This is a genomic window from Macrococcus sp. PK, from assembly GCF_022501545.1.
GTDB lineage: Bacteria > Bacillota > Bacilli > Staphylococcales > Staphylococcaceae > Macrococcoides > Macrococcoides epidermidis.
Window position 1 is genome coordinate 244,319 of the sequence record NZ_JAEPRF010000002.1, and the last position, 26,788, is coordinate 271,106.

Consider the following 26,788-nt stretch of genomic DNA (forward strand, 5'->3'; position numbering starts at 1 on the left):
AGGAGAAATAATATGAAACAACAATTAGTTATGATTGGTAATGGTATGGCAGGGATTCGTACAATTGAAGAAATTTTAGAGCGCAATCCAGATCTTTTTGAAATAACAGTTATCGGTGAAGAACCATATCCAAACTATAACCGTATTATGCTTTCTAATATTTTACAGAAGAAGATGGATATACAGGAAACGATTCTTAATGATTATGATTGGTATAAAGAACAAGGCATCACTTTAATCAATGATGATAAAGCTGAAACAATCGACAGAGCAAATAAGACAGTAACAACGAAAAAAGGCATCACAGTTTCATATGATAAATTAATCATTGCTACAGGTTCAACTGCTTTCATGTTACCGATAAATGGTGTGAAACTTGAAGGTGTTATCGGCTGGAGAACAATTAAAGATACAGAATACATCATTGAACAGGCACGTCATTACAAAAAAGCTGTTGTCATCGGTGGTGGATTACTCGGCTTAGAATGTGCGCGTGGATTATTAGACCAGGGCATGGATGTTACAGTTGTACATTTAGGCGAATGGTTAATGGAAATGCAGTTAGACCGTAAAGCTGGAGAAATGTTAAAAGCTGATTTAGAGAAACAAGGCATGAAGTTTAAATTACAAGGAAACACACAAGAAATTATCGGTAAAGATCGTGTTGAAGCAATCCGTTTAAGTGACGGTTCAGTAATTGAAACAGATTTAGTTGTAATGGCAGTAGGTATTCGTCCGGTAACGAAACAAGCACGTGCAGCTGAACTTGAAATCGGTCGTGGTATCGTTGTTAATGATTTTATGCAGACGAGTGACCCGGATATTTATGCCGTTGGTGAATGTGCTGAACATAACTCAAAAGTATACGGCTTAGTAGCACCACTTTACGAACAAGGGAAAGTATTAGCAGATCATATCACAGGCAATCCAACAGATGGTTATCACGGATCAACTACATTTACATCACTTAAAGTATCTGGCTGTGACCTATTCTCTGCCGGTAAGATTTATGAAGGTGAAAAGACGCGCGGTATTGAAGTGTTTAACGGCTTAGATAATGTCTATAAAAAAGTATTCGTAGAAGAAGGTAAAGTTGTAGGTGCTGTACTTTACGGGGATACTGAAGAAGGTAACCGTTTCTACAATATGATGAAAAAAGAAGAAGCAATCGAGGAATTCACATTAGTATCTTTATTACACAAAGCTGGTGAAGTTGATGCAATCAGTGTTGAAACGATGGCAGACGATGAAACAATTTGTGGATGTAACGGTATTTCAAAAGGACAGATTGTTAAAGCAGTACACGAAAAAGGTTTAACAACTGTTGCAGAAGTTACAGCGCATACTAAAGCCGGTGGATCATGTGGTAAATGTAAAGGACAAATCGCTGATTTACTCGTTCATACTTTAGGTGATAAATTTGAAGCGGGCGGCCCAACTGGAATTTGTGGATGTACAGAACTTTCACGTGACCAGATTGTGACGCAAATTCGTGCTAAAGGATTAAAAACGTCTAAAGAAGTACGTCACGTATTAGGATTTAAAAACTTAGGTGGATGTCCGAAATGTCGTCCGGCAGTCAACTACTACTTAAATATGTGCTGGCCACATGAGCATGAAGATGAAAAAGATTCACGTTATGCAAATGAACGTTTCCATGCAAACATTCAAAATGATGGTACTTTCTCTGTCATTCCACAGATGCAGGGTGGGGTTACAAATCCTGAACAGTTAATTAAGTTAGGTGAAGTTGCGAAGAAATATGATGTACCGTTAGTGAAAATCACTGGGGCACAGCGTATCGGTTTATATGGTATTAAAAAAGAAGAATTACCTCAAGTGTGGGAAGATTTAGGCATGCGTTCAGCATCAGCATATGGAAAAAAACTACGTTCTGTTAAATCATGTGTCGGTAAAGAATTCTGTCGATTTGGTACGCAGTTAACGACACAACTTGCAATTCGACTTGAATCAACATTTGAATATATCGATACACCTCATAAATTTAAAATTGGGGTATCAGGTTGCCCACGTAGCTGTGTAGAATCTGGTGTGAAAGATTTCGGTGTTATCGGCGTTGAGAATGGCTTCCAGATCTTTGTTGGTGGTAACGGTGGTACGGAAGTTAAAGCTGCAACATTACTTACAACTGTAGCAACTGAAGACGATGTGATTCAATTATGTGGTGCGATGATGCAATACTACCGTGAAACAGGTATTTATGGTGAACGTACTGCACCATGGATGGAACGTCTAGGATTCGACCAGGTAAAAGATGTATTGCTTGATGAAGCGAAACAAAAAGAATTATTTGAACGTTTAATGGATGCCAATAAAGCACGTCAGGAAGAGCCGTGGAAGGCAATTGCATCAGACGAAGACAAACGAAAAATGTATGAAGTGGAGCGCGTATAGTCATGGAAAAAATCAAATTATTCAATGTATCTGAACTAGAACCTCAAATCGGTAAGAAAGTATTTGTTAAAGATGAAGAAATCGGTATTTTCTTATTAGAATCTGGAGAAATTAAAGCAATCGGCAATCGTTGTCCTCATAAAAATGGTCCTTTAACAGAAGGTACAGTAAGTGAACATTACGTATTCTGTCCGCTGCATGACAGAAAAATTGATTTAAATGATGGACAGGTTCAGGCACCAGATGAAGCAGATGGATGTGTTTCAACATATAAAGTAGAAGTAGATAACGGTGAGTTATTCATATGGATAGACTAGGAAAAGTCATTTTTATTGGAGCTGGACCAGGTGATCCTGGTCTTGTTTCTTATAAAGCAATCAGAAGAATAAAGACTGCAGATGTCATCATATATGATCGACTAGTCAATCCGATATTATTACAATTATCAAAACAAGATTGCGAACTTATATATGTGGGTAAAAATCCAGATGTTAAATATAAAGCACAGGATGAAATCAATCGTATTATTAATGAGAAAGCAGCATTAGGATTAACAGTAGTGCGTTTTAAAGGTGGAGACCCCGGTATATTTGGCCGACTTTCTGAAGAAGTAGATAGTTTAGAAAAAAAATATGAATATGAGGTTATTCCTGGTATAACAAGTGCTAGTGCGGCTGCACTCTATTCTGGATTTCCATTAACTGATCGCGCGCATGCGCCTCATGTTACTTTCTCAACAGGTCATCTACAAAAAGATAGTATGCGCGAAATTGATTTTCAGGCGTTGGCTAAAGGTGGTACACTAGCGCTTTATATGGGGATGAAAGCATTACCTGAAATTGTCTCTGTCCTGTCTAAAGATATGGATGCACATTTAAAGGTAGCAGTCATTGGCAATGCAAGTTATGGTTATCAAAAAACGGTGATAGGAGATTTATCAACGATAAACGATCTTGTTATAGAACATAAAGTTACACACCCAGCAATGATTATTATCGGTGATGTAGTAAATGTGCGTGACGGTTTATCATGGTATGAACAACTACCGGAGTTCGGATTAAGAAAACTATACATTTCACAAAAATCCATCGACAAGCAAGAAATACTGGAGATGTATGATCAAGGTGGATTTTATTATGCAATTGATCAGTTAAACGATGACCTTGTACAAAGTAAGTATTTCAACATCCATTCTGAAATATTATCGTTTCATGGTTTTGATGAAGTCATAACAGACTCACTCGAGTCAATAAGTTTACTGGAAAATAGATACAATATAAAAATCAATCCATCAAAGGTTAAAATGAATGAAAGCTTGAACGATTAGTTCAAGCTTTTTTAAATCAAGGAGTTATCTAATGACAATCAATGTAGAGAAGTTTATAGAGATATTACCGAACTTAAACAACACAGAACATGTATATTTAAGTCTTTTAGCTGAACGTGGCTTAAACATTAATCGAGATAGTATTCAAACAGAAGTCGTTTTACCGAACTTGGTCGAAGCAGACATCATTCCTGCTACAAATGGTGCGATGTTCTTTATGCCGATTGAAATGATCAATATCTACAATCAACATGAATTAAATAGTGAATTTCCTGAAATAAAACCACCATCGGAAGAAGAAATCGAAAATGAAAGCGCAGCGTTTGAAACGAACATTGCGCAATATAATGAACAGATGAAGATGGAAGAAGAAATCGATACAATGATTCAAACGCATGGAAACAAACCTTTAAGAGAACATTTAAATCATTTTACGTTAGAAGATTTAAAAGCAATCGCCATGTTTTATCAATTGGATATTAAAGATGACAAGCAAACCCAAATTAATATCATTAATGAATCATTTTTCAAAGATTTCACGATGCTAGAAAAAATGCTGAAATATATGGATTACGAGCTGCTGTTAAATATCGAGAATGCACTACAATTTGACTATGATAATTTTACATATATGAAAGGTGCAACGATAGAAATCTTCTTGTATGCACATACTTTTAATGAAATTCTTTTCTTACCAAATGATGTTGCAGCACATATTAAGAAATATCAAAAGCAACATGGGTATTTAAATGAGGAAATTGAGAAGATTAAATTTTACCGTGGTATTTTCAATATATATGGATTTACACGCATCGATATCATGCAGCAAGTGTATGGTAAACTTTATCAAGAAACATTAACGCGTGAAATGATTTTGAAAGATATTCAAACGTTATTCCCGAATTTAGTACCGAATATCAAAGGAAACTGGATAAAGCACGAATTATATTCACATCAGCAATTAAATTTAGATGAGATGTTCAGTAATATGGAATATTATATACCGCAGTCAAAAGAAGCGGTATATAAATATATATTAAACGCATATGTTGAACCAAGTAATAATACACGTGAACTGAAAGTTGAACTAAAACGCAATATGAAAGGTGAAGTAATTTACAATCAACAAGTTGAAGCACTTTATTCAGAGATTATTGAGACGTTCCGTGTGACAGATAGTTTTGAAACTGCATTTGAATTTATAGCAGATTTAGGGGCGAAGAACATGATTAGTGTCGTACCAACTGAACGATTAACGCGACTTTTGAAAGACGTCTATACGGAAGTGCGTTTATGGCGTTTGGGTGGTAAGAAAGTAAGTGAAATGCCTGAATATAAACGAAGTAAAATACAGGTAGTTCAGAAGAAAAGTAAGAAGAAAAAGAAGAGAAAATAGGGATTTTATGAAATAACAGCTGCTCACTTGAGTGGCTGTTTATTATTTACTTATGTAATTGATAATAATAAACTTGAAGTAATACAAAATTAGAGGTGAGCGTATGCATTATGAATTAAAAAGAATTTGTATCGGTGGTATAGAAAAGATTGATGTAAACGGTAAAGAGAAGAGAACTGCTTATTATAAATATCCTATTGAGAATGCAGTACAACTCACTGTTACAGGGTTTGTCGGAGATCAGCATGTTTATAAAGGTCATGGTGGTGTCAATAAAGCGGTCTGTTTATATGATTATAAGGATTATGATTTATGGTCAGATTACATGGATATAGATACAGAATTTAGTTTGTTCGGTGAGAATATTACGACTGTTGGACTAGATAAAGATACGATTTGTATTGGCGATACGTTTAAACTTGGAGAGGCACTTATTCAAGTGACTGAAGGACGTGGACCATGTAATACGATTGCACAGGTTCACAATGTACCGAATATTGTAAAGATGATGGCTGTAAGTCGAGCAACAGGTTGTTACTTTAGAGTGCTTATTGAAGGTGTAGTTGCACCAAATAGCAAGTTAGAACTTATGAAGAAAGATGAAACTGGATTGACGTTACATGAGTTTAATGAATTAGTTTACGGTGATAAGAAGAACAAAGCTTTGATTGAAAAAGCATTAAAAGTTGATGCTTTACCTGAAGAACACAAAGAAAAGTTTGCGAAACATTTATAATAAATAATTACCTCTTCAATAATATAGAATATTCTGATAAATTAGAAGTATAATGCTTTGAGGAGGTAAACGATGAAGACACTTTTTGCAGCAGACGATGTCATGTCGTTATGGGCGATTATTGTAATATTCAGCAGTCTAAGTATTTATCTTGAATTAAAATATAAATGGGCAGCCAAAGTTTCAGGGGCTATTATTGCCTTAATCTTTGCACTGTTACTTTCAAACTTTAAAGTGATACCTACAGAGTCCGTTGTCTATGATCAAGTATGGGGTTTTATTATTCCGCTAGCTTTACCGTTATTATTATTTCAAATTGATATTAAAGCAATATGGAAAGAAAGCGGTCGCTTACTCGGTATATTTTTATTAAGTTCGTTGGGGACAATAGCCGGGACTTTAGTAGCATTCTTTTTACTAAAAGAACATATCCCTTATCTCGATAAATTAAGTGCGATGATGAGTGCAAGCTATATTGGGGGTGGTGTGAATTTTGCAGCCATGACTTTAAAGTTTGATCCACCTAAAGATGTAATATCAGCTGCAGTAGTTGCAGATAACTTAATGACAGCGATATTTATTTTAACTTTAATGGCGATACCTACAATGCAATTCTTTAGAAAGAAATTTAATACACCGCACATTGATGAAGTAGAAGGAACACATATTGCAGGGCAGGATGATTATTTCAGTCGCAAAGAAATCTCTCTACTCGATATTGCGTTAAATTTCGGTGCAGCATTTTTTATTGTAGCTGTATCATTTAAACTGTCAGCATTTATGACTGATATTTTGCCGAAAGCGGATGGCAATATTTTATATGAAATGTTTACAGGTCTTGTAACAGATAAATATTTAATCTTAACGACGTTTACATTTGTATTGCTATTACTATTCCCTAAATTCTTTAAACAGTTAAATGGTAGTAATGAATTTGGAACATTTCTTATATATCTTTTCTTCTTCGTATTAGGAATTCCAGCTTCAATACCTTTAATAATACAGACAGCACCATTGCTATTATTGTTTGTGTTTATTATTGCAATGTTAAATCTTGTCATAAGTTTAGTTGCCGGTAAATTAATTGGCGCAGACTTAGAGGAAATATTACTTGCTAGTAATGCCAATATAGGAGGGCCGACAACTGCAGCAGCGTTAGCCATTGCCAAAGGCTGGCATAAATTGATCGGACCGATTCTTGTTGTAGGTACACTCGGATATATTATCGGAAACTATGTCGGCACAGCGATTGGTGTATTTTTAGGACAGTATATGTAATAATATCCTATAATGACATAAAATATAAGTTTACGGTGGAATAGGAGATGTATTGATGGATCAGCAACTAGAACTACTTAAACAAATGACAGAATGTAATGCACCGGCGGGATTTGAATTGCCGATGACACAATTAATGCAGCAATTATTTGAAACGATTAACGTTGAAACGGTACGTGATAACACTGGCAGTATATTTGGTGTCCGTAAAGCGAATAGTGAACACGCTATCATGTTATTAGGCCATCTTGATGAGATTGGCTTTATGGTTACTGACATCACTGAACGAGGCTTTATAAAGTTTACAAGTCTCGGATACTGGTCACCGATAGTGATGACAAGTCAGAAAGTAACGATACATACGAAAGATAGGGATATAAGAGGGGTAATCGGAGGGAAGCCGCCACACGTGTTAAGTGCTGAAGAGAGAAATAAAGTAAATCTAGAAAATATGTTTATAGATATCGGGACGGCATCACTTGATGAAACAATAGCAGCAGGGATTAAAGTTGGAGATTGTATAACACCATATACTGAGTTTGAAGTGATGGAAAATCCAAATTATCTGTTAGCAAAAGCATTTGATAATCGCTTTGGATGTGCACTTGCATATGAAGTTGTTAAAAATGTTACTTCACCAAAGATTAATCTATATTCCGGAGCCGTAACACAGGAAGAAACATTGTCTCGAGGTGCAAAGACAGCTGCTAACTTAGTAAAGCCAAGTCTCGCGATTGCAATGGATGTATGTTTCTGTTCATTAACGCCTGGTATGGAGGATGCAGGTAATGCGAAGTTGGGTGACGGACCAGTTATTATATTAGCCGATGCATGGAATATCGCGCATGTTGCATTGAAACAATATATTATTGATGTCGCAAAAGCACACCATATTGCAATACAGTTCGATCACTTAACAGGTGGCTACACAGATGCAGGACACGTCGCACAAAGTAACACAGGTGTGCCAGCAGTAACAATCGCTGTACCAACACGTTATATTCATAGTAATGTATCTATGATGAACCGAGAAGATTATACCAGTGCAGTGAAATTGATGACAGCAGTTGTTGAAGGACTGGATGATGCATTAGTGGATAAGATTATAGGGCAAACATACTAATACTGTATAAATTTGGTTGTTTATGATAAGATGATAAAAAACAACTAAGGTGGTAATTATGAAAGCAATTACTAAAGGTCTAATAGTAATTATCATGCTGTCATTAATAATGATAGTGTCTTTAGTAGCAACTGAAAGATATTTTAATCAGCAGGAAATTGATATATTGGTTGAAGGTGCAGAATCACGCAACCTTGATTATGAGTTAATCATTACAAACGAGCTCACAAAAGCCTATAAATTTGAAGCGAAATCATCGTAATACCTACTGAGAAGTGGGTATTTTTTTTGGAGGAGAGAATGAGATTAAAGAAGTTAAGAGGAAAGAAAAGGTTATTTAACAGGATAGCGCAAAGTACTATCGATGATGAGCAAATGAAGATATTAAACTATATTAATATTTATATACCTCAGTTTGTATATGTATTTGATATGTATCATAATGATAAAGTACTTTATTCTTTTTATAAGACAATGATAATTAAAGCACAGAAAGATTTCTCGGAATATAAGAACGTATTATATATTAATGAGACGTATCCAATGAATTCACAATTAATAATACAGGTTGAGGATTATTATAAGGTTGATGGAAAAGAAGAAGCTGTAGATAAAAAAAGATACATCCTCGTCTTGGAAAAAAACTTTAATATAAAATTTATTGGTTACAAAATAGAAGATGAAATCATTTTAATAGCCAGAATATAAGAGAGGCGTTGAGAATGAGGACGGACTTTAATAATTGGCAGCTACTTAGTATAGAATCTTTAAAGCAAATAATGCATGATGCAGACTTTGATTGGTATTTGGCTGGAGGGATTGCACTGGATGAGTTTCTAGGAAGAAAAACGAGAAATCATGAAGATATTGATATATTGGTGAACTTTAAATATTTAGAACGGATTTTAGATTTTTTTAATAATTATAAAGTTTATACAGCAAGGGATGGTTCTTTAAGTTTATCTTTATTTAATGAAGTTCATTCTACTGACAGTTTGTGGATTGCAAATGATGATAAAGAATCATTTATTATTCAAATTTTATTTTTTGAAGAAGAAGCGGGACATTGGATCTATAAAAGAAACGCTGCTGTTAGGAAAAAAATTGAAGATATATATTTTGTTAAGAATGATATGAAAATAATACAACCTGAAATTCAATTGTTGTATAAAATGAATAGCAGTAATGTTAGAGAAAAAGATTTAGATGATTATCATAATATATATCCAGTGCTTGAGGAAAGGCAGAAAGCGTGGTTGGATTCAGTTTTAAAATTCGATAAACTAGATAGAAAATAAAATGATAAGGGAGTGATTTCATGAAGGGATTTCTCCTGAATGAAGGTGGATTTGTTACATATCCTTTTGAAGTATTTAAACACATTGAAGAATATGTGAAGTCTCTCAAATGGAAGATATATCCCCATGAGCATAATGGGGATTTTAACTATAATACTTTACCGTTTGATGATCCAGATAATCAATTTATAGATGGAGAAACGTTATATTTAATGTTGGAACAATATTCAGATGTGCAGTGGATATGGGGTGTATTATCAGGATTTCCTAATGAAGTTTCCTGGGAAGAAATTATTGAGGATTCAAAGGATTATGATATCACTGATGAACAACCTTATTATAATAGCGGATTTAAGCATATAGAGAATAAATCAGTATTTGAATTAATAGCGATGGATAGTTCAAGAACGATAATTTTAATAGATGATGAGAAAGTTCAAGATGAATTGCTAGAACATTTTCCGAATTCTGAAGAATTATAAAAATGATTAAAAATGATGTTTCAGATGAAAGGGTAGTTAAATGAGCAAAGTATATTTTATTAGACACTCCATTCGAGATATTTCGTATAAACATGATGAAAGTGCACCATTGACTGAAGATGGTGTAAGGCTTGCTCAAGGTTTAATTGAGATTTTTAAAGATAAAGAAATTTCAGGGATTTTTTCTAGCCCTTATAAACGTGCATTGGATACAGTTACGGCGATTGCTGAAAATAAAGGTTTGAAGATAGAGATTTTAGATAATTTTTATGAGCGTATGGTTGGTGATTGGATCGATAATTTCTCGGAATTTGCAGAACGTCAGTGGAAGGATTTTGATTATAAACTTGAGAATGGTGAATCATTGAATGATGTTAAGCAAAGAATTGTGCCGGCGTTTGAAGATCTGATTATAGGGAGCGAGGGTGACTTAATTATTTGTGGTCATGGTACTTCTTTTTCAGTATTGTTTAATCATCTGACTGATGGGGCGTTTGGTTATAATGATTTCTGTGAAATGAACATGCCAGATGTATTTGAATATGAAATTGGCGGAAATGTAGTGGTTAAATATATATGATTTGTTGTAATAAATTTGAAAATGTTGCGCATACTGTATGAGTTGAGTGCAATATTTGTAAGTAGTTTACAATTTCTGCACACTCTGAATGTGAAATGTGCAGTAGTTGTAATTTATTTCAAATTCTTGCGCACTCTTGTTGGACACTGCGCAATATTTGTAAATAAAAGTAATCAGATGCACACTATTTATACAAAGTGGGCACATGCAGCCATATTATGGTATCCACAATCAAAGAAACCCCCGTCTCCTCATATTTATGAGTAAACGGGGGTTAAATATTATGCTTTTTTATTTGCTTCTGCAAATGCTTTAGAGATGTCGATTAATTTTTTCGGTGCATCTTGAACTGCCATATGGATTTCAACGAAATGTAAGTGATCTTTATCCGCTTTAATTTTATCCATTACAGCTTTCAATTCGTTCGAAGTTTTCGCGTCGTGTACAACAACTTCATCTTTTGCACCAAATGTTTCTGGTAACTGTTTATAGTTCCACATTTTAATATCATTATATGGTTCTTCCATACCGTGAATGAGTCTTTCTACAGTATAACCATCGTTATTGATAACGAAGATGATCGGTTTAATGCCTGTGCGAATCATTGTTGATAATGCTTGAACTGTTAATTGTAAAGACCCATCTCCAATCAGTAATAGGTTACGACGGTTTACATCGGCATGTTGGCTTCCTAGTAATGCCGGGAATGTATAACCGATTGATCCCCATAATGGTTGTCCGATATATTGATTGCCTTTATAAAGTGATAAATCATATGCGCCAAAGAATGATGTCCCTTGTTCGGCAAGTAAGATATCATCTTTTTCTAAGAAGGCATTAACTAATTTAAAATAGTTTTCCTGAACTAACGGTTCATCATTTAATACATAATCCATCTCAGAGCGTTTAAATTTAGGATAGTCGGCACTATTCTTATAGTCTAATGTCAATAATCCATCTACTAAATCGATGATTGAAACGTCATCACTTACAACACTGCCAGCTTTAAAGTCATTTTGATTCATGAAGATAACGTCGTTAACGTCAAATTCATAGCTGAATCCAGCAGTCGCTGAGTCAGTTAATTTTGCTCCTAAATTAATAATACAATCTGAGTTATTTACATAGTTACGTACATTTTCCTCAGCAATTTTTCCGTCAAAGATACCTAAATATTTATTATTTTCTTCATTAAAGGCTGATTTACCGAGTGATAATTGAGCTACCGGAATATTTGTTAAGTCTGCAAGTTGTTCAAGTTTATCGTGTAGATCAAATGAATTAATTTCATGACCTACAATGAATACAGGTTGTTTTGCTTTTGATAATCTTTCTTTAACTGCTTCGATATACTGTGATACGTCTTTTGCTGCGTGCTGATACGCAACAGGAGCATCTGTTACTTCAATTTCTGTTAATGCAACATCTATCGGTAAATGAATATGAACAGGACGACGTTCACGAATAGCTGCATTGATTACGCGTGGTATTTCTGTTTGCGCATTTTCAACTGTCAAAGTTGTTGTTGCACAAGTAATGTGTTCATACATTTTAGAATAAGCATCAAACACACCTTCACCTAATGAATGATGAACGTATCGTCCTTCTTGCTGAGCGATACTTGATGGTCCGCCAGCAATCTTTATAACAGGTACGCGTTCGGCATAACTTCCGGCAATACCATTGACCGCACTTAATTCACCTACACCAAAAGTTGTACTCACTGCAGCTAATCCTTTAACACGTGCATAACCATCTGCTGCATACGCTGCGTTTAATTCATTCGTGTTACCAATCCATTCAATTTTGTCATGTCGTACAACATCATCTAAAAAGGCTAATGTAAAGTCACCGGGCACACCAAACATTTTATCTATGCCGTTTACTGCTAATGTATCTAATAATAGTTGACCGATTCTTTGTTTCATCAATATTCTCTCCTTATATTAATTATTCTTTCTTTAATATAATATGTGAAAAATAATAAGTCAACACTATTGACCTATTAATTGAAATAAGTGCAATAGTGGGTATAATAAAGATAAGTATATTAAAGGAGAATACAATGACGCCGGATCGTGACAATGAACATTTACTATTTTATTTTGCCTATAAGACGTATATCACCACAGCTGACGAGATTATAGAACAATATGGCATGCAGCGACAACATCACCGTTTTCTATTTTTCATTTGTATGAAACCGGGGATTACACAAAAAGAATTACTTCAAGTGCTTGAAATTTCTAAGCAAGGTTCACACAATACATTAAAAGTATTAAAAGAAAAAGCGCTCATTAAAGAAAAAACAGCAACCAATGATAAGCGACTGAAGGAATTACATCCCACGCCGTCAGGCTATGCTTTAATTGAGAAGTTAAATCAAGCACAAAGGGATTTGATGGATGAAATGTTTTCTGAACATGGTTATGACTGGTATAAAGTCATGGAAGGTTTATCACAAAAAAGAGAAGGATTTAGTATCATTATGCATGAAAAAGAGTCATAATAAGATAAGAATAATAAGCGAGGTAACGTATGGAACTTATAGAATCAGTAAACAATCTTAAAATTAAACAGATTGCAAAACTACATGCAAGAAAAGAGCGTAAGAAAACAGGTCAATTTTTACTTGAAGGATTTCATTTAGTAGAAGAAGCAGCAAAAAGTAATATTGATATTGAAATGATCTTGACTGTAAATCCTGATAAGTTGACTGAAGTGATGGTTGAGAACAGTAAACAGCAATACGAAATAACATTTAAGATTGCAGAGAAATTATCTCAAACTGAAGCACCTCAAGGTATTTATGCAGTTTGTAATATGCCATCAATCGACGACGTTACATTGAACCGCGCAGTTTATCTGGATCGCATACAGGATCCCGGCAATGTCGGCACAATTATTCGTACCGCAGATGCTGCAGGTATAGATGCTGTAATTATAGCGAAAGGCACAGTCGATATTTATAACGATAAAGTGTTACGTGCCTCACAAGGCAGTGTCTTTCATATTCCGGTCATAGAGATGGATTTTGAAGAGGCAAGACAAAAAGTGGATGGTAAAGTTATGGGAACAAGTCTTGAAAATTCAGTAGACTATCATCAAGTTGAAAAAACGGATTCATTTTTATTAGTCCTTGGTAATGAAGGACAAGGTGTAGATCAGGCGATACTTGATCAAACGGACATAAATCTTTATGTACCGATACACGGTAAAGCTGAAAGTTTAAATGTGGCAGTATGTGCAGGTATATTAATGTATCACTTGATTTAACAACATAAAATAGAGAGAAGTGTGGGCATGGCGTATTTTCATTTTTTAGCTGCATGGAGTAATCAGGATATAGTGCAAATTAAAAAAATTATTTCGCATGATATTAAAGCAACTTTTATCAATAATGAATGTGAAGAAATTGTAATGGATTATGATGGATTAATTGATTTATTACAGCAACGGTTTGAATCCGATCAAGAGTGGGATTTTGAAGTCATCTATAATGCGCAGAAAAGTGAAAGTAGTATTGTAGTGGTTGAGATTACACGCGAAAATAATCGTCATGAATTGATTGAAGACAAAGCATTATGCACTTTATTCTTTAGAAAAGGTGCTCAATTTAATAATTTAGTAAGACTCGATATGGTGATGGGGATTAAGCATACGATATAACTCTTCTGTTTGAAGGGTTATTTTTTTGTATATTTTTTTGGAACTGTAACAAAATGGATGAAATAAATTGTAATAAAATGTTATTATTGGTATAAGGAGTTGGTGTGAATGAAGGAAGAGATACAATTTTACTTTAAACATTTTTTTGATTTCGATACTAGTGTAAATAAAGCGAGATATAAGAAACAAAATACGATTAGTTTTATTATTATTCTAATACTCGCAATTCCGACATTCTTTTTATTTATTAAATTTTATGATGAACTTGCTTTCAATGAATTGATAAAAATGGAAGACAAGGCATATAAGCAGTATCATATGAATCAAAGCATATTTTATGTTGTCTTTGCAGGTATATTTTTTCTATTGATTCATATCATTCAGGTATCAAATGAAATACATCGTTATAATGCACGAGGAAAAAATTGGAGAAAGCCAATTTTGTATTTACTAATGCTATATCTAATCTATATTGTAATAAACCTCATATTATTTCTGAACAGACAACCTGAATTAATGAGAACAACATTTGGTGTTTTAATATTGTCTCAGTTTATATGGATTGGAAATGATGAACTTCTGGAAGGAGAAACATAATGATCACACAATTAAAAAGAGAACTAGCATTTTACTTCGCCACTCTCTTCGATACAAAATACAAGATGGGTGTTAAGCAATATCGTAACCAAAGACTTTATATTTCTGTACTAACATTTATTCCGCTTGCAATTTTTTTAATCTATGTCTTCTTTTTAAATGATACTTTTATACAGTCAGATGCATATTACGATTTGCCGATTAAAGAACAAGATCGATTGATTTCGTTAGATGATTTCAAGTTTTCTCTGTTATTTACACTGGCTGTAATAATGATGAAAGTCATTCAATTACCCTTTGAAATTAAACGAGCTAATTTCAAAAATATCAATTGGGTAATTAGAATCCTCATTCTGGTTATTGGATTTAGTTTTATCATTTTCTGGAGTTTTTATCGATACCATCAAGGTAAAGTAACTTTTACACATGAAATTATCTTCTTTGTCGTGATATTAAATCTTGTGTTTGGTAATAATTCTTATGAAACTGAAGAAGAGAAGGAGCTGTATAAAATACATGGAGAACATATTTAACTTCCAGCTGCTGTTAAACGCGTCTTCAAGTGTAGAATGGGGTACGTTACTATTCAGTATTTTTTCATTGTTAATGATTTTGTTAATCATTTCATTGTTGGTCTATTCTTTAAGACGTCTTAAAAACTTAAATAAACTTGAACGACGCATACGAGATTTAGAAAAGCGTGATAAACGCAATGATTTATAGGTTGAATATAATTTTTTTATTGATTATAATAAATGTTAATGAAATAAAGAACCGATAAAAAGACGTAATATGTGGACGTGTTCAGAGAGCTATCGTTTGGTGAGAGATAGTCATCGATACATATTTTTTCATCTTTTTGGTTGCTTAATAAGAAGTTAAGCCGGTGGACACCGTTATCATCAACAAGTGTGCACATTTGTGCAAATTTGGGTGGTACCGCGGAATTCTTTTCGTCCCTTATTCAGGGATGGGGAGGATTTTTTTGTTTCTAAAAATTTAAGGAGGCATCATGATGGAGTTAAAAGATAAATTACAAGCATTGAAAGAAGAAGCTGTTCAAAAAGTACAATCGATTTCTGAGAAAAAAGAATTACAGGATATTAAAGTATCTTATTTAGGTAAAAAAGGTGTCATCACTGGTTTAATGAAAGAAATGAAGTCGTTACCGAATGAAGAGAAACCAAAGTTTGGTCAACTGGTAAACGATGCGCGTCAAACGGTTGAAAAAGCGATTGCTGAAGTTGAAGAAAAAATCCAACGTGAATTAATTAACCGTAAATTAGCAAGTGAAACAGTAGATATCACGTTACCAGGTAAAGAACTTACGAGTGGTGCGAGTCATCCATTAAATCGTATTGTCGAGGATATTGAAGATTTATTTGTCGGTTTAGGATATGAGGTGGTTGAAGGTTATGAAGTAGAAAGTGATTATTATAACTTTGAAGCTTTAAACTTACCGAAGTCTCATCCGGCGCGTGATATGCAGGATAGTTTCTATATTTCTGAAGAAGTATTAATGCGTACACACACGTCTCCTGTTCAAGCACGTACGTTAGAGTCACGTAAAGGCGAAGGCCCTGTAAAGATTATTTGTCCAGGCAAAGTATACCGTCGTGATTCAGATGATGCTACGCATTCACATCAATTTACACAAATCGAAGGTTTAGTTGTTGATGAGAATATTAAAATGAGTGATTTAAAAGGAACATTGGAATACTTTGCGAAAAAAATGTTCGGTGAAGATCGTGAAATTCGTCTGCGTCCAAGTTTCTTCCCATTTACAGAACCTTCTGTTGAAGTCGATATTTCTTGCTTCAAATGTAAAGGTAAAGGGTGTAACGTTTGTAAAGGTACCGGCTGGATTGAAATTTTAGGTGCAGGTATGGTGCATCCTAACGTTTTAGAGATGGCAGGATTTGATTCTAAGAAATACTCTGGTTTCGCATTTGGAATGGGTCCTGATCGTATCGCGATGTTGAAGTATGGTATAGAAGATATTCGTCATTTCTATACAAATGATTTACGTTTTGTAACACAGTTTTTACGTGCTGAAGATGGAGGTAATGTTGATGTTAGTAAGTAAAGAATGGTTAAGTGATTACGTTAAAGTTGATTTACCGGTAGAAGAGCTTGCTGAGAAGATCACGCGAAGCGGTATTGAGATAGAAGAAATTATTGACTATAAAAAAGATATAAAAAATTTAGTTGTCGGTTATGTCGAGTCAAAAGAAAAACATCCGGATGCTGACAAATTAAATGTTTGCCAGGTTAATGTTGGTGAGGAAACATTACAAATCGTATGTGGTGCACCTAACGTTGATGCAGGGCAGCATGTCATCGTTTGTTTACCGGGTGGACGTTTACCAGGTGGTATTAAAATTAAAAAAGCAAAATTACGTGGTGTTGAATCAAATGGTATGATTTGTTCACTAGGTGAATTAGGTATTGCTTCAAACCTTGTTCCAGAGAAATATTCTGAAGGTATCTATGTATTTACAGGCGATGTTAAGCCAGGTCAGGATGCCTTGGAAGCATTGGATTTAAATGACGAGGTGATGGAATTAGGTCTTACACCAAACCGTAGCGACTGTATGTCTATGATTGGTACAGCATTTGAAACAAGTGCATTATATGAAGAAGATTTATCATTCCCGATTTCTGAAATTAAAGAAATTGCAGCGGCAGCGAGTGATTACATTTCTATTCATATTGATGACGTGCAGGCAAGTCCATATTACGCAGCACGTATTGTCAAAAATGTAAAAATAGGACCATCTCCGGAATACATTCAAAGTCGTTTAATTAAAGCTGGCGTTCGTCCGATTAATAATGTCGTGGATGTATCAAACTATGTGATGCTTGAATTTGGTCAACCTTTACATATGTTTGATTACGACGAGATTGGCTCTAAAGAAATTTTAGTGCGTTATGCTAATGATGGAGAAGTGATGACGACATTAGATGATCAGGAACGTAAATTATTATCATCAGATATCGTAATTACGAACGGTGAAAAACCAGTAGCATTAGCAGGTGTTATGGGTGGAGATTTCTCAGAAGTTACTGATAATACAGTGAACGTGTTAATCGAATCAGCGATGTTTGCACCACTTAATATTCGTAAAACTGCTGGTCGCTTAAACTTACGTTCAGAATCTTCAAGCCGCTTTGAAAAAGGTGTAGCAGCTGAATTTGTAGAAGATGCGTTAAACCGTGCAGCTTATCTCTTACAGGAAAATGCGCAAGGTGAAGTTTTAAGCGGTATCGTATCAGCTGGCACATTACCTGCATTAACGACAAATGTTGAAATTACGACGGAAGATATTAATCGTTTAATCGGATTCGAAATATCAAACACTGAAATTAAGAATATTTTTGAGCGTCTCGGATTTGAATCTAAAGTGGATGGTGATGCATTTAGTGTCGTTGTACCAAGTCGTCGCGGTGATATCACAATTAAAGAAGATCTTGTTGAAGAAGTTGCTCGTATTTATGGATATGATGCGTTACCTGCAACGTTACCTGTTACGAAAACGAATAAACAAGTTGGACTTACAGATTATCAAGCGAAACGTCGTGCTGTAAAATCTTTATTACAAGGACTAGGCTTAAACCAGGCAATTACGTATGCATTAGTTTCAAAGGAAAAAGCACAACAGTTTGCATTGAAACAAGCAGATACTGTTAAGTTACTTATGCCGATGAGTGCTGATCATGCTGAATTACGTCAGTCATTAATTCCACATTTAGTTGATGTTATCGTTTATAATAATGCCCGTCAAATGAAGAATGTGGCATTTTATGAAGTTGGAAACACGTTCTTTAAAGTTGAAGGTTCTGAATTACCTTCAGAAGAGGAACATGTTGCAGGTATTATCACTGGAGAGGTAACACCGAGTTATCATCAAGGTAAAAAAGAAACCGTTGATTTCTTCCATGTAAAAGGAATTGTTGAAGCAATCAGCGAACGTCTAGGTATTAAGTTTGAATATCGTCGTTCTGAAGAGGAATTATTACATCCAGGACGTAGTGCGGATATATTTGTCGGTGATAAAAAGGTCGGTATAATCGGACAGTTACATCCTTCATTTGAATCAGAAAACGACTTAAATGAAACGTATATTTTTGAACTTGACCTAAAAGCTTTATTAAATGATGCTCAAGGGCAGATTATCTATAACATGATTCCAAAGTTTCCGGGCACAAGTAGAGATATTGCATTAGAAGTTGAGCGCTCATTAGACACTGGGGAATTAATTAAAGTGATTGAAGCAACAGATAGTAAGTTATTACAATCAGCAAAAGTATTCGATGTTTATGAGGGAGAACATATTGCGTTAGATAAGAAATCTGTGGCAATACGTTTAGAATTCTTAAACCCAGAACAAACATTAACAGATGAAGATATTAAACCAATTTACGATAAAGTGTTAGAAAACTTAACTGCAACTGGTGCCAAGTTAAGAGGATAAGTTTAGTTAAGCGGTCATCATTTATGATGGCCTCTTTTTTGTTGTGTTTTTTAAGATGGATGTTGTATATTTATTTTGTGTTAACATATGTTAAATGAGGTGGAAGCTTTGTTTTTGAAGACACGGATATTAAATCAATATGAGCGTTATATTTTAGAAGTTGCTGGACGTTATGAAATGGATGATTTTGATAAAGAAAATTTATTTACTTCTGAGAAAGGATTACTAGGTGAAGAACAATTTTATGAGCGGATCAAAGATTGTAGTGGAGGAGCTAAGTTGTGGGATATGCGACTTAGATTAAACGGTCAATCACAGTATGATTTTATTGTTATATCAAATGGGAAGATTATGCATTTTGATACGAAATATTATGAAGGACAATATAATTATGTTGATGGTAATTTTATAAGTGAAAATGGCTATGTCATTCATAATCCTATAGCATTGCAAACAAAACAACATATGAGATTAGTGCGATTCGTAGATAAAATGGGATTTGGTTATCAAGTATTGAGTTTTATAATTTTTGTTGGTGAACAATTTAATGTAAGTGGGTTTAATGGTGATAAAAGAATATTATTTGATAAAGACATTAATCGAATTGTAGAGAATTTAAATCAGCGTGAAGTAACATCAGAAGAATTGGAAATCGCTCGTATTTTTGCGGACCACTATGATCATAAAGGAAGAAGTCCACGCATACATTACTATCCATTTAGTGAAATGAAAAAGGGTGTAAAGTGTCCAAAATGTCGTGCATTTTTATCAAAAGTTCCAAAGACCGCGAAAAAAGTCAAGTGTACATGTGGTTGTGAAATGACAAAGAAAGAACTTGTTCGTCTTGCATTTGACGCAATATATGTTTTGAAAAATAGTGGTGTTACCGTTAGAGATGTTGTTGAATTTACTGGGGTGGGTAAGACTTTAGTTAAAGAAGTGCTCGGGAAAGAACATCACAAATTGGGAACTTTTAAAGAGAGTAAATATTTACCTCACAAAGTTGATGATTTTCTTATTAGAGAAAATGAAGTTGAATATACAAAAAAGAAATATGATGAAGAATATTATTTTTTGTAGTTTTTAACAAAAGAATAAATTACAATGCGGCTGTAAAAGAAAAATACAGCCGCGTACTCAACAAAAGAACAGCGAACGAAAAAGGAAGCGGCTGTAAAAGAAAAATACAGCCGCGTACTCAACAAAAGAACAGCGAACGAAAAAGGAAGCGGCTGTAAAAGAAAAATACAGCCGCGTACTCAACAAAAGAACAGCAAACGAAAAAGAATGCGGCTGTAAAAGAAAAATACAACCGCTTCCTCTAATGATAATCTCATTTCCTGCGTCTATCGATTAGATTCACTTTGATATACCACAATAAATACACAAATACTAATAACCCGAACGTCATATATAAGTAATCCATCATATCATCTCACTCCTATTTTTTTTGTTAACTAAACCTAATGCTTTCTCGCGATTTTTAAAGTCCTTTTTTGTAATACTGTCTAAATAAGCAATCCCTTTTCTTTCAATTATCTTTGCTGCTTCTAAATCCACTTTAGCTCCGGCACCTTTTGTAATATGAATTCCAGTCTCACGGATAATCTGATCGTAATACTTAACAAAAGCATATCTCGCTATAATAGAACTTGCTGCAATCGCGATTGATTTAGATTCTCCTTTTGTTTCGAAACGGGTTTTCTCGCGTTCGGGTATCGCAGTTAATGCATAATTCTCATAAACGCCTTGCACAGCAAATTGGTCAATCACAATATAATCGAGTGGTGCGCCATCAATTTTTTTCAATACATTCGTAATCGCCTGGTTATGTAACACTGCTTTCATCTTAACTTGAGACCATCCAATCGCTTTTCGTTCATTGTATTTAGGATTTTCTAATACTAACAAAGAATGAGGGATAATCGGGATAATTTGTTCTGCTAGTGCAATGATCTTATCATCCTTTAAATTTTTAGAATCCATAACGCCAAGCACTTTTAATATTTCTGCATTTTTCTTTGAAACATAGCTGGCGACTACAGTCATTGGGCCGAAGAAATCGCCTGATCCTGCTTCATCACTGCCGATGCAGTTAAACGCATCATAACTTATTGTTTTTCCGGCAACATTCTTCTTCTCACTACTGGCAGCTACTTTAATGCCTGCGTTCCCAAGTAATTTTATCGCAAGCATTTCACTGGCACTACCTTGTACCATAAATTTATTTGAATTATAAATTGTTACTGTATGACCTTCGATTTTCTTACGATATTTCGAACCCGCTGGTAAATTGCTATCGCTCTCAGGCAGTAAACTGATTATTTTAAGTGCTGATTTTTCATCTAATTGGTAAACATTCGAGCTCATATATATATCACTCCGTATTTTTTTCTTCACTTATATGTTTTTATTGTATAACTTCCTCTAAAAATGGTAACATAAACAGTAATAAAAGACGATGTTGGAGTGATTTTATGGGAGAATTTAAAAATCGTATCACTGTAACAATATATGACCAACATTATACGATTATTGGTGAAGATGAGCCGAGTCATATCCGACACGTGGCAAGTCTCGTAGATAACCGAATTAATGAAATTGCCCGTATGAGCGCTGGACTTGACACTTCACGTAAAGCAGTGCTAGCGGCGGTAAATATAATGGATGATTATGTGAAGTTACTAGAAGAGTACGAAATCTTAAAACAAAAGTTAATCAATATAGAAAGAATAGGCGAGCAAAATGATTAATTTATTATTATTATTTTTCTTGATTCTTGGTACTGTGATTGGATTAAGAAGAGGTTTTATATTACAATCGTTGCACTTACTGGGGACGGTTGGTTCACTGATTATTGCACGTATGTATTATGCAGAACTTGCCAAGCATCTTGTACTCATTATTCCTTTTCCTTCAGCTGAAGGTAATTATAAATCCGAATTTTTAAATATGGTTACGAATGAGATGACATTTTATAATGTCGTGAGTTTTATTATCATTTTCTTTATGAGTAAAGTGATTTTACAAATTGTTGCAACAGTCTTTGATTATATTTCGCAGTTACCACTGCTAAAACAATTAAATGCTTCACTAGGTGCGGTGTTAGGGTTTATCGAATGTTATCTGCTGTTATTTATCGTACTATTTTTATTTTCGATGATGCCAAATGGCTGGATTCAGGAACATTTACAAGGTAGTTTTATTTCTAACTTTATCGTCAACTATACGCCTGTCTTAAGCGGAATTGCTAAGTCGTGGTGGGAAAATATCGGATTGATTCAAATATTCAAATAAAGTCATAGGCAAAAGTGTCTATGACTTTTATTATGGAGGATGAACATGTTAAATAAAAAAGATTATATAAAGCAACTTGAAACAATTGCTACGTATCTCGAATTATCAGGTGAAAATCCATTTAAAATCTCTGCATATCGCAAAGCTGCAGCGAATATCGAAACTTTTCAGGGGGATATTAACACGCTTCAAAATTTCACAGAAATAAAAGGTGTTGGTAAAGGTGTTGCTGAAGTGCTGGATGACATCAAGCAGAACGGTGAATCTTCACTATTATTAACTTTGAAAGAATCAACACCGCAAGGATTGATCCAGATGCTTAAAATTCGTAATCTAGGTGCTAAAAAAATTGTGAAGATTAATGAAGCACTGGGTATCGAAGATATTGAACAATTGAAGCAGGCATGCATTGATAATAAGATAAGCGAACTACCGGGATTCGGTAAAAAAAGTGAAGAAAATATATTAAAAGGTATTGATGAGATGCTTACGATGACTGAAAAGTTAAGCATTTATCAAATGCATCAATTTACACAGATGATAGATGCGTATCTCGCTGAGTTAAAAGACATATTACAATTTGATGCAACAGGAAGTTTCAGAAGGAAAAATGAATTCTCGAGTGATATTGATTACATCATTAATACCACTGATAGAAAAGCAATTTCAAAATATATCAGTGAAGCACCATTTATAAAAGAGGTTGAGCTGCAGGGAAATGAAAAGATTACAGTGCGGATTGAGCGTGATGATTTAGTGACGACAGCGGATTTCAGATTTACAGATACTATAGGCTATGCACATATGCTACAGCATTTCACTGGCAGTAAGGATCACAATATTCGTATCAGACAGTTAGCTAAAGCAAAGCATGAAAAGATTAATGAATACGGAATTACTAAAGAAGATGGGTCACTTATTCAATATGCAACAGAAAAAGAAATCTACCGTCACTTTAATGTCAACTATATTCCGCCCGAAATGCGCACAGATGGTTCAGAATTTGATATACAAAATCTTGATGAAATCATTACTTTAAATGACATTAAGGGTGATATTCATATGCATACGACTTATAGCGATGGTGCGCATTCTATCGAACAGATGATCGAACGTGCAATTGAAAAAGGATATGAATACATTGCAATTACTGATCACTCAAAAAGTTTATTTGTAGCAAATGGTTTATCTGAAGAACGTCTGCTTGAGCAAAATGCATTGATTAAGTCTTTGGACAAACAATATAATGAGATAGACATCTATTCAGGTATTGAAATGGATATATTAGGTGACGGCTCGATGGATTATAATGATGATATATTAAAAGAACTCGACTATGTTATCGGTGCAATACATCAATCGCTCACACAATCTGAAGAGGATATTATGAAACGTCTTAAAAATGCCTGCGAAAATCCATATGTCAGACATATTGCACACCCAACTGGAAGATTAATCGGTAAAAGACACGGGTATGCAGTGAATATTGAACAATTGATCCAAATGGCGAAAGAAACAAATACAGTACTTGAAATAAACGCACATCCAATGCGCTTAGATTTATCAGCGGACATATTAAGACAATATCCGGATTTACAATTAACCATTAATACGGATGCACATGCGATTAATCAACTTGATTTAATGCCTTATGGCGTAGGTACGGCAATTAAAGGTCGTGTGAAGAAAAATCAGGTTATCAATACGATGGACCGTGCAACGTTTAAAGAATGGGTAACAAAAGGGAAGTAACATTTATGAATAAAAAAGCATTAAATATTTTAGAATACGATAAAATAATAGAACGTGTTGTTGAGTTTTCTCAAAATGAACTGTCTTCACATATTTTACAATCTACACATCCAACGTCAAACATTGATGAAGTACGTGAAATGATGACGCACCTGGAAGAAGCCCGTGTCATAGAGATGGGACAAAGTGAACCGGGTATGAGCATGCTTTCTGATATTGAAGGACTTGTGCGACGTGCTGTCATCGGTTCGGTCTTATCTGTAATCGAACTCAATAAAATAAAAAATAACATTAAAGTCATTAATCGATACAAAACTTATATCTTTAATCAATTTGAAGAGCGCGAATTAGAGATTCCTCTCATTTACAATCAATTAAAACAATTACCAACGATAACAGAACTAGCCGAATCTATTCAGGCGAAGTGTGATGAAACGAGTCTATATGACAATGCATCCCCAGAACTTGCTCAAATTCGTCAGGAAATGAATCGTATCAATCGTAAAATCAAAGAAAAATTAGAACAAATTGTGCGTAGTTCAAACAATCAAAAGAAATTATCTGATGCAATTGTCACTGTTCGTAATGGTCGACAAGTTATCCCTGTAAGAAGCGAATACAAACAGGATTTTCCTGGAATCGTCCATGATACATCATCAAGTGGTCAGACATTCTATATTGAACCGAATAGTATCGTTCAGCTGTCAACAGAATTAAACAGTGTAACACATAGGGAAAACGAAGAAGTAGAACGTATTCTTTATGAACTGACAAACGAAGTAGCAGAGTATGATAATGCATTAACATATTCGACCAAGGTATTAGCTGATTTTGATGTCAATCTTGCCAAAGCGAAATACGGAAACCGCAATAAGATGGTTATGCCTAATATCGCAGATGAACGCACAATAGATTTGCCGCAAGCATGGCATCCGATGTTACCGAAAGAGACGGTCGTTAAAAATAATATTGTTTTTTACCCTGACATTCACACTGTGATTATTACTGGTCCGAATACCGGTGGTAAAACTGTAACGTTAAAGACAGTCGGACTTATTATTCTAATGGCACAAAGTGGTATGATGATTCCCGCATTTGAAGGGGCAACAATAAGTATCTTTGATGAAGTATTCTGTGATATCGGTGATGAACAATCTATCGAACAGTCACTTTCAACATTCTCAAGTCATATGACTAATATTGTATCGATATTAGAAAATATGACTGAGCAAAGCTTTGTAATGTTTGATGAACTAGGTGCAGGGACAGATCCAGCTGAGGGTGCAGCACTTGCGATGAGTATACTTGACCGTTGTTTAAACAGAGGCGTTATGACGATGGCAACGACCCATTATCCTGAACTTAAAGCATACAGTTACAACCGTGATCATGTGATGAATGCAAGTGTGGAGTTCGATGTAGAGACATTAAGTCCGACGTATCGTCTGTTGATGGGCATTCCAGGGAAGAGTAATGCTTTTGATATCGCTAAGAAGCTTGGACTTGATTTGTCAATCATCAAGGAAGCACGTCAAATGATCAATATGGATAATAAAGAAATTGATAATATGATTGCTTCATTAGAGAAGAATGCAAAGCAAATTGAAGATGACCGCGTTCTGACAGAAACTTTAAAGATTGAAGCTCAGAACCTTCACAAAGATTTAAACAAAGCTTTCTCAAGTTACGAAAAACAAAAAGAAAACTTAATTGAAAATGCAAAGCAGCAAGCGAATGATATTGTTAAAAAAGCTGAAAAAGAAGCGGATGAATTATTAAAGCAACTGCGTAATCTGAAATCAAATGCGGATATTAAAGAAAACGAGTTGATAGAACAACGTTCAAAATTATCAGGTATGTATCACGAAACAAAGATTAAACAAAATAAAAAGTCGACTAAGGATGAATTCATTGCAAAAGGTGATCATGTTAAAGTTTTAAGTTATGGACAAAAAGGTGTTATCTTAGATGTAGATGGGGAAGAAGCTGTCGTTCAGATGGGGATTATCAAGATGAAACTGCCATTAAATGAACTTGAAAAAGAAGCGCCACCGAAACAGGAGAAACACCGCGTTGTACCGCGCGCCAATCGTCAAACGATTAAGATGGAACTGGATCTTCGTGGTGAACGTTATGAAGATGCATTGTATAAAGTTGAGCAGTATTTAGACCAGGCGATTCTATCAAATTACGAACAAGTAACGATTATCCATGGTAAAGGAACAGGAGCACTACAAAAAGGTGTTCAGCAGTATTTAAAGCAATCAAAGGCCGTAAAATCATTCAGAGGCGGTATGCCATCTGAAGGTGGCTTTGGTGTAACTGTTGTGGAATTAAAATAATATAACGTGAGGCGATTGATT

At 34.6% G+C, this 26,788-nt stretch carries 27 protein-coding genes and 1 other annotated feature; of the genes, 25 read left to right on the forward strand and 2 right to left on the reverse strand.

What is annotated here, in order from left to right:
- Nucleotides 1–12 precede the first annotated feature (12 nt).
- From nirB to JJJ02_RS01615, 12 genes are all read left to right on the forward strand, one after another.
- Nucleotides 13–2,415 carry a nitrite reductase large subunit NirB gene (gene nirB / locus JJJ02_RS01560; protein ID WP_239242512.1) on the forward strand — a complete coding sequence of 801 codons (2,403 nt, stop codon included), beginning with the start codon at nt 13–15 and terminating at the stop codon, nt 2,413–2,415.
- Nucleotides 2,416–2,417: 2 nt separating this feature from the next.
- On the forward strand, nt 2,418–2,732 hold the full coding sequence (locus JJJ02_RS01565) for a nitrite reductase (NAD(P)H) small subunit (protein WP_111715394.1): 315 nt from the start codon (nt 2,418–2,420) through the stop codon (nt 2,730–2,732).
- Entirely contained in the window at nt 2,720–3,742 is a 1,023-nt protein-coding gene (gene cobA, locus JJJ02_RS01570) for a uroporphyrinogen-III C-methyltransferase (protein WP_239242511.1), read from the forward strand. Before JJJ02_RS01565 ends, cobA begins: the two co-directional genes overlap by 13 nt.
- A gap of 31 nt (nt 3,743–3,773) precedes the next feature.
- Nucleotides 3,774–5,138, forward strand: coding sequence for a hypothetical protein (locus JJJ02_RS01575; RefSeq protein ID WP_239242510.1), 1,365 nt, complete (start codon nt 3,774–3,776; stop codon nt 5,136–5,138).
- Nucleotides 5,139–5,241: 103 nt separating this feature from the next.
- A complete protein-coding gene (locus tag JJJ02_RS01580) occupies nt 5,242–5,874 on the forward strand; it encodes an MOSC domain-containing protein (RefSeq protein ID WP_240837036.1) in 633 nt (210 codons plus the stop codon).
- A gap of 72 nt (nt 5,875–5,946) precedes the next feature.
- On the forward strand, nt 5,947–7,152 hold the full coding sequence (locus tag JJJ02_RS01585; RefSeq protein WP_240837038.1) for a DUF819 family protein: 1,206 nt from the start codon (nt 5,947–5,949) through the stop codon (nt 7,150–7,152).
- 55 nt (nt 7,153–7,207) lie between these two features.
- Nucleotides 7,208–8,275, forward strand: coding sequence for a M42 family metallopeptidase (locus JJJ02_RS01590; RefSeq protein ID WP_240837040.1), 1,068 nt, complete (start codon nt 7,208–7,210; stop codon nt 8,273–8,275).
- A 58-nt stretch (nt 8,276–8,333) separates the two neighbouring features.
- Entirely contained in the window at nt 8,334–8,537 is a 204-nt protein-coding gene (locus tag JJJ02_RS01595) for a hypothetical protein (RefSeq protein ID WP_239242506.1), read from the forward strand.
- Nucleotides 8,538–8,575: 38 nt separating this feature from the next.
- Complete coding sequence (locus JJJ02_RS01600) at nt 8,576–8,983, forward strand: hypothetical protein (RefSeq protein ID WP_240837042.1); 408 nt, start codon at nt 8,576–8,578, stop codon at nt 8,981–8,983.
- Nucleotides 8,984–8,997: 14 nt separating this feature from the next.
- Nucleotides 8,998–9,573, forward strand: coding sequence for a nucleotidyltransferase domain-containing protein (locus JJJ02_RS01605; protein WP_240837044.1), 576 nt, complete (start codon nt 8,998–9,000; stop codon nt 9,571–9,573).
- Between the two features lie 20 nt (nt 9,574–9,593).
- Nucleotides 9,594–10,055 carry a hypothetical protein gene (locus JJJ02_RS01610; RefSeq protein ID WP_240837046.1) on the forward strand — a complete coding sequence of 154 codons (462 nt, stop codon included), beginning with the start codon at nt 9,594–9,596 and terminating at the stop codon, nt 10,053–10,055.
- A gap of 40 nt (nt 10,056–10,095) precedes the next feature.
- Nucleotides 10,096–10,635 carry a histidine phosphatase family protein gene (locus tag JJJ02_RS01615; protein ID WP_240837048.1) on the forward strand — a complete coding sequence of 180 codons (540 nt, stop codon included), beginning with the start codon at nt 10,096–10,098 and terminating at the stop codon, nt 10,633–10,635.
- Between the two features lie 281 nt (nt 10,636–10,916).
- Here the strand turns inward: JJJ02_RS01615 and JJJ02_RS01620 are convergent, their stop codons facing one another.
- Nucleotides 10,917–12,563 (reverse strand): alpha-keto acid decarboxylase family protein, encoded by a 1,647-nt coding sequence (locus JJJ02_RS01620; protein WP_240837050.1) that lies wholly within the window; start codon nt 12,561–12,563, stop codon nt 10,917–10,919.
- 137 nt (nt 12,564–12,700) lie between these two features.
- Here JJJ02_RS01620 and JJJ02_RS01625 point away from each other — a divergent pair, with 137 nt between their 5' ends.
- From JJJ02_RS01625 to JJJ02_RS01665, 9 genes are all read left to right on the forward strand, one after another.
- Entirely contained in the window at nt 12,701–13,144 is a 444-nt protein-coding gene (locus JJJ02_RS01625) for a MarR family winged helix-turn-helix transcriptional regulator (RefSeq protein WP_111715372.1), read from the forward strand.
- Nucleotides 13,145–13,173: 29 nt separating this feature from the next.
- Nucleotides 13,174–13,911: a TrmH family RNA methyltransferase gene (locus tag JJJ02_RS01630; RefSeq protein WP_111715370.1), complete on the forward strand. Its 738-nt coding sequence runs from the start codon at nt 13,174–13,176 to the stop codon at nt 13,909–13,911.
- 27 nt (nt 13,912–13,938) lie between these two features.
- Complete coding sequence (locus JJJ02_RS01635) at nt 13,939–14,304, forward strand: hypothetical protein (RefSeq protein WP_111715369.1); 366 nt, start codon at nt 13,939–13,941, stop codon at nt 14,302–14,304.
- Between the two features lie 108 nt (nt 14,305–14,412).
- The gene (locus tag JJJ02_RS01640; RefSeq protein ID WP_240837052.1) at nt 14,413–14,901 is read left to right on the forward strand and encodes a hypothetical protein; all 489 of its coding nucleotides are present in this window, start codon (nt 14,413–14,415) and stop codon (nt 14,899–14,901) included.
- Nucleotides 14,901–15,434 (forward strand): hypothetical protein, encoded by a 534-nt coding sequence (locus tag JJJ02_RS01645; RefSeq protein ID WP_240837053.1) that lies wholly within the window; start codon nt 14,901–14,903, stop codon nt 15,432–15,434. The genes JJJ02_RS01640 and JJJ02_RS01645 overlap by 1 nt, the downstream gene beginning before the upstream one ends.
- Nucleotides 15,418–15,624: a hypothetical protein gene (locus JJJ02_RS01650; RefSeq protein WP_240837054.1), complete on the forward strand. Its 207-nt coding sequence runs from the start codon at nt 15,418–15,420 to the stop codon at nt 15,622–15,624. The genes JJJ02_RS01645 and JJJ02_RS01650 overlap by 17 nt, the downstream gene beginning before the upstream one ends.
- A gap of 45 nt (nt 15,625–15,669) precedes the next feature.
- Nucleotides 15,670–15,865: a binding site (T-box leader), on the forward strand.
- Nucleotides 15,866–15,916: 51 nt separating this feature from the next.
- Nucleotides 15,917–16,987, forward strand: a complete 1,071-nt coding sequence (gene pheS / locus JJJ02_RS01655) for a phenylalanine--tRNA ligase subunit alpha (protein ID WP_111715362.1) — start codon at nt 15,917–15,919, stop codon at nt 16,985–16,987.
- A complete protein-coding gene (gene pheT / locus JJJ02_RS01660) occupies nt 16,974–19,376 on the forward strand; it encodes a phenylalanine--tRNA ligase subunit beta (RefSeq protein WP_240837055.1) in 2,403 nt (800 codons plus the stop codon). Before pheS ends, pheT begins: the two co-directional genes overlap by 14 nt.
- A 114-nt stretch (nt 19,377–19,490) precedes the next feature.
- Nucleotides 19,491–20,456: a nuclease-related domain-containing protein gene (locus JJJ02_RS01665; RefSeq protein WP_240837056.1), complete on the forward strand. Its 966-nt coding sequence runs from the start codon at nt 19,491–19,493 to the stop codon at nt 20,454–20,456.
- A 345-nt stretch (nt 20,457–20,801) separates the two neighbouring features.
- Here JJJ02_RS01665 and rnhC read toward each other — a convergent pair whose 3' ends face one another.
- Nucleotides 20,802–21,746, reverse strand: coding sequence for a ribonuclease HIII (rnhC, locus tag JJJ02_RS01670; RefSeq protein ID WP_240837057.1), 945 nt, complete (start codon nt 21,744–21,746; stop codon nt 20,802–20,804).
- Between the two features lie 107 nt (nt 21,747–21,853).
- On the opposite strand from rnhC, the gene zapA reads away from it, so the two are divergent.
- From zapA to JJJ02_RS01690, 4 genes are read left to right on the forward strand one after another with little or no spacing between them, the layout of a single operon-like run.
- Entirely contained in the window at nt 21,854–22,129 is a 276-nt protein-coding gene (zapA, locus tag JJJ02_RS01675; RefSeq protein ID WP_239242495.1) for a cell division protein ZapA, read from the forward strand.
- Nucleotides 22,122–22,673: a CvpA family protein gene (locus JJJ02_RS01680; RefSeq protein ID WP_240837058.1), complete on the forward strand. Its 552-nt coding sequence runs from the start codon at nt 22,122–22,124 to the stop codon at nt 22,671–22,673. The genes zapA and JJJ02_RS01680 overlap by 8 nt, the downstream gene beginning before the upstream one ends.
- Nucleotides 22,674–22,718: 45 nt before the next feature.
- Nucleotides 22,719–24,425, forward strand: coding sequence for a DNA polymerase/3'-5' exonuclease PolX (gene polX / locus JJJ02_RS01685; RefSeq protein ID WP_240837059.1), 1,707 nt, complete (start codon nt 22,719–22,721; stop codon nt 24,423–24,425).
- Nucleotides 24,426–24,430: 5 nt separating this feature from the next.
- The gene (locus JJJ02_RS01690; protein ID WP_240837060.1) at nt 24,431–26,767 is read left to right on the forward strand and encodes an endonuclease MutS2; all 2,337 of its coding nucleotides are present in this window, start codon (nt 24,431–24,433) and stop codon (nt 26,765–26,767) included.
- Nucleotides 26,768–26,788 lie beyond the last annotated feature (21 nt).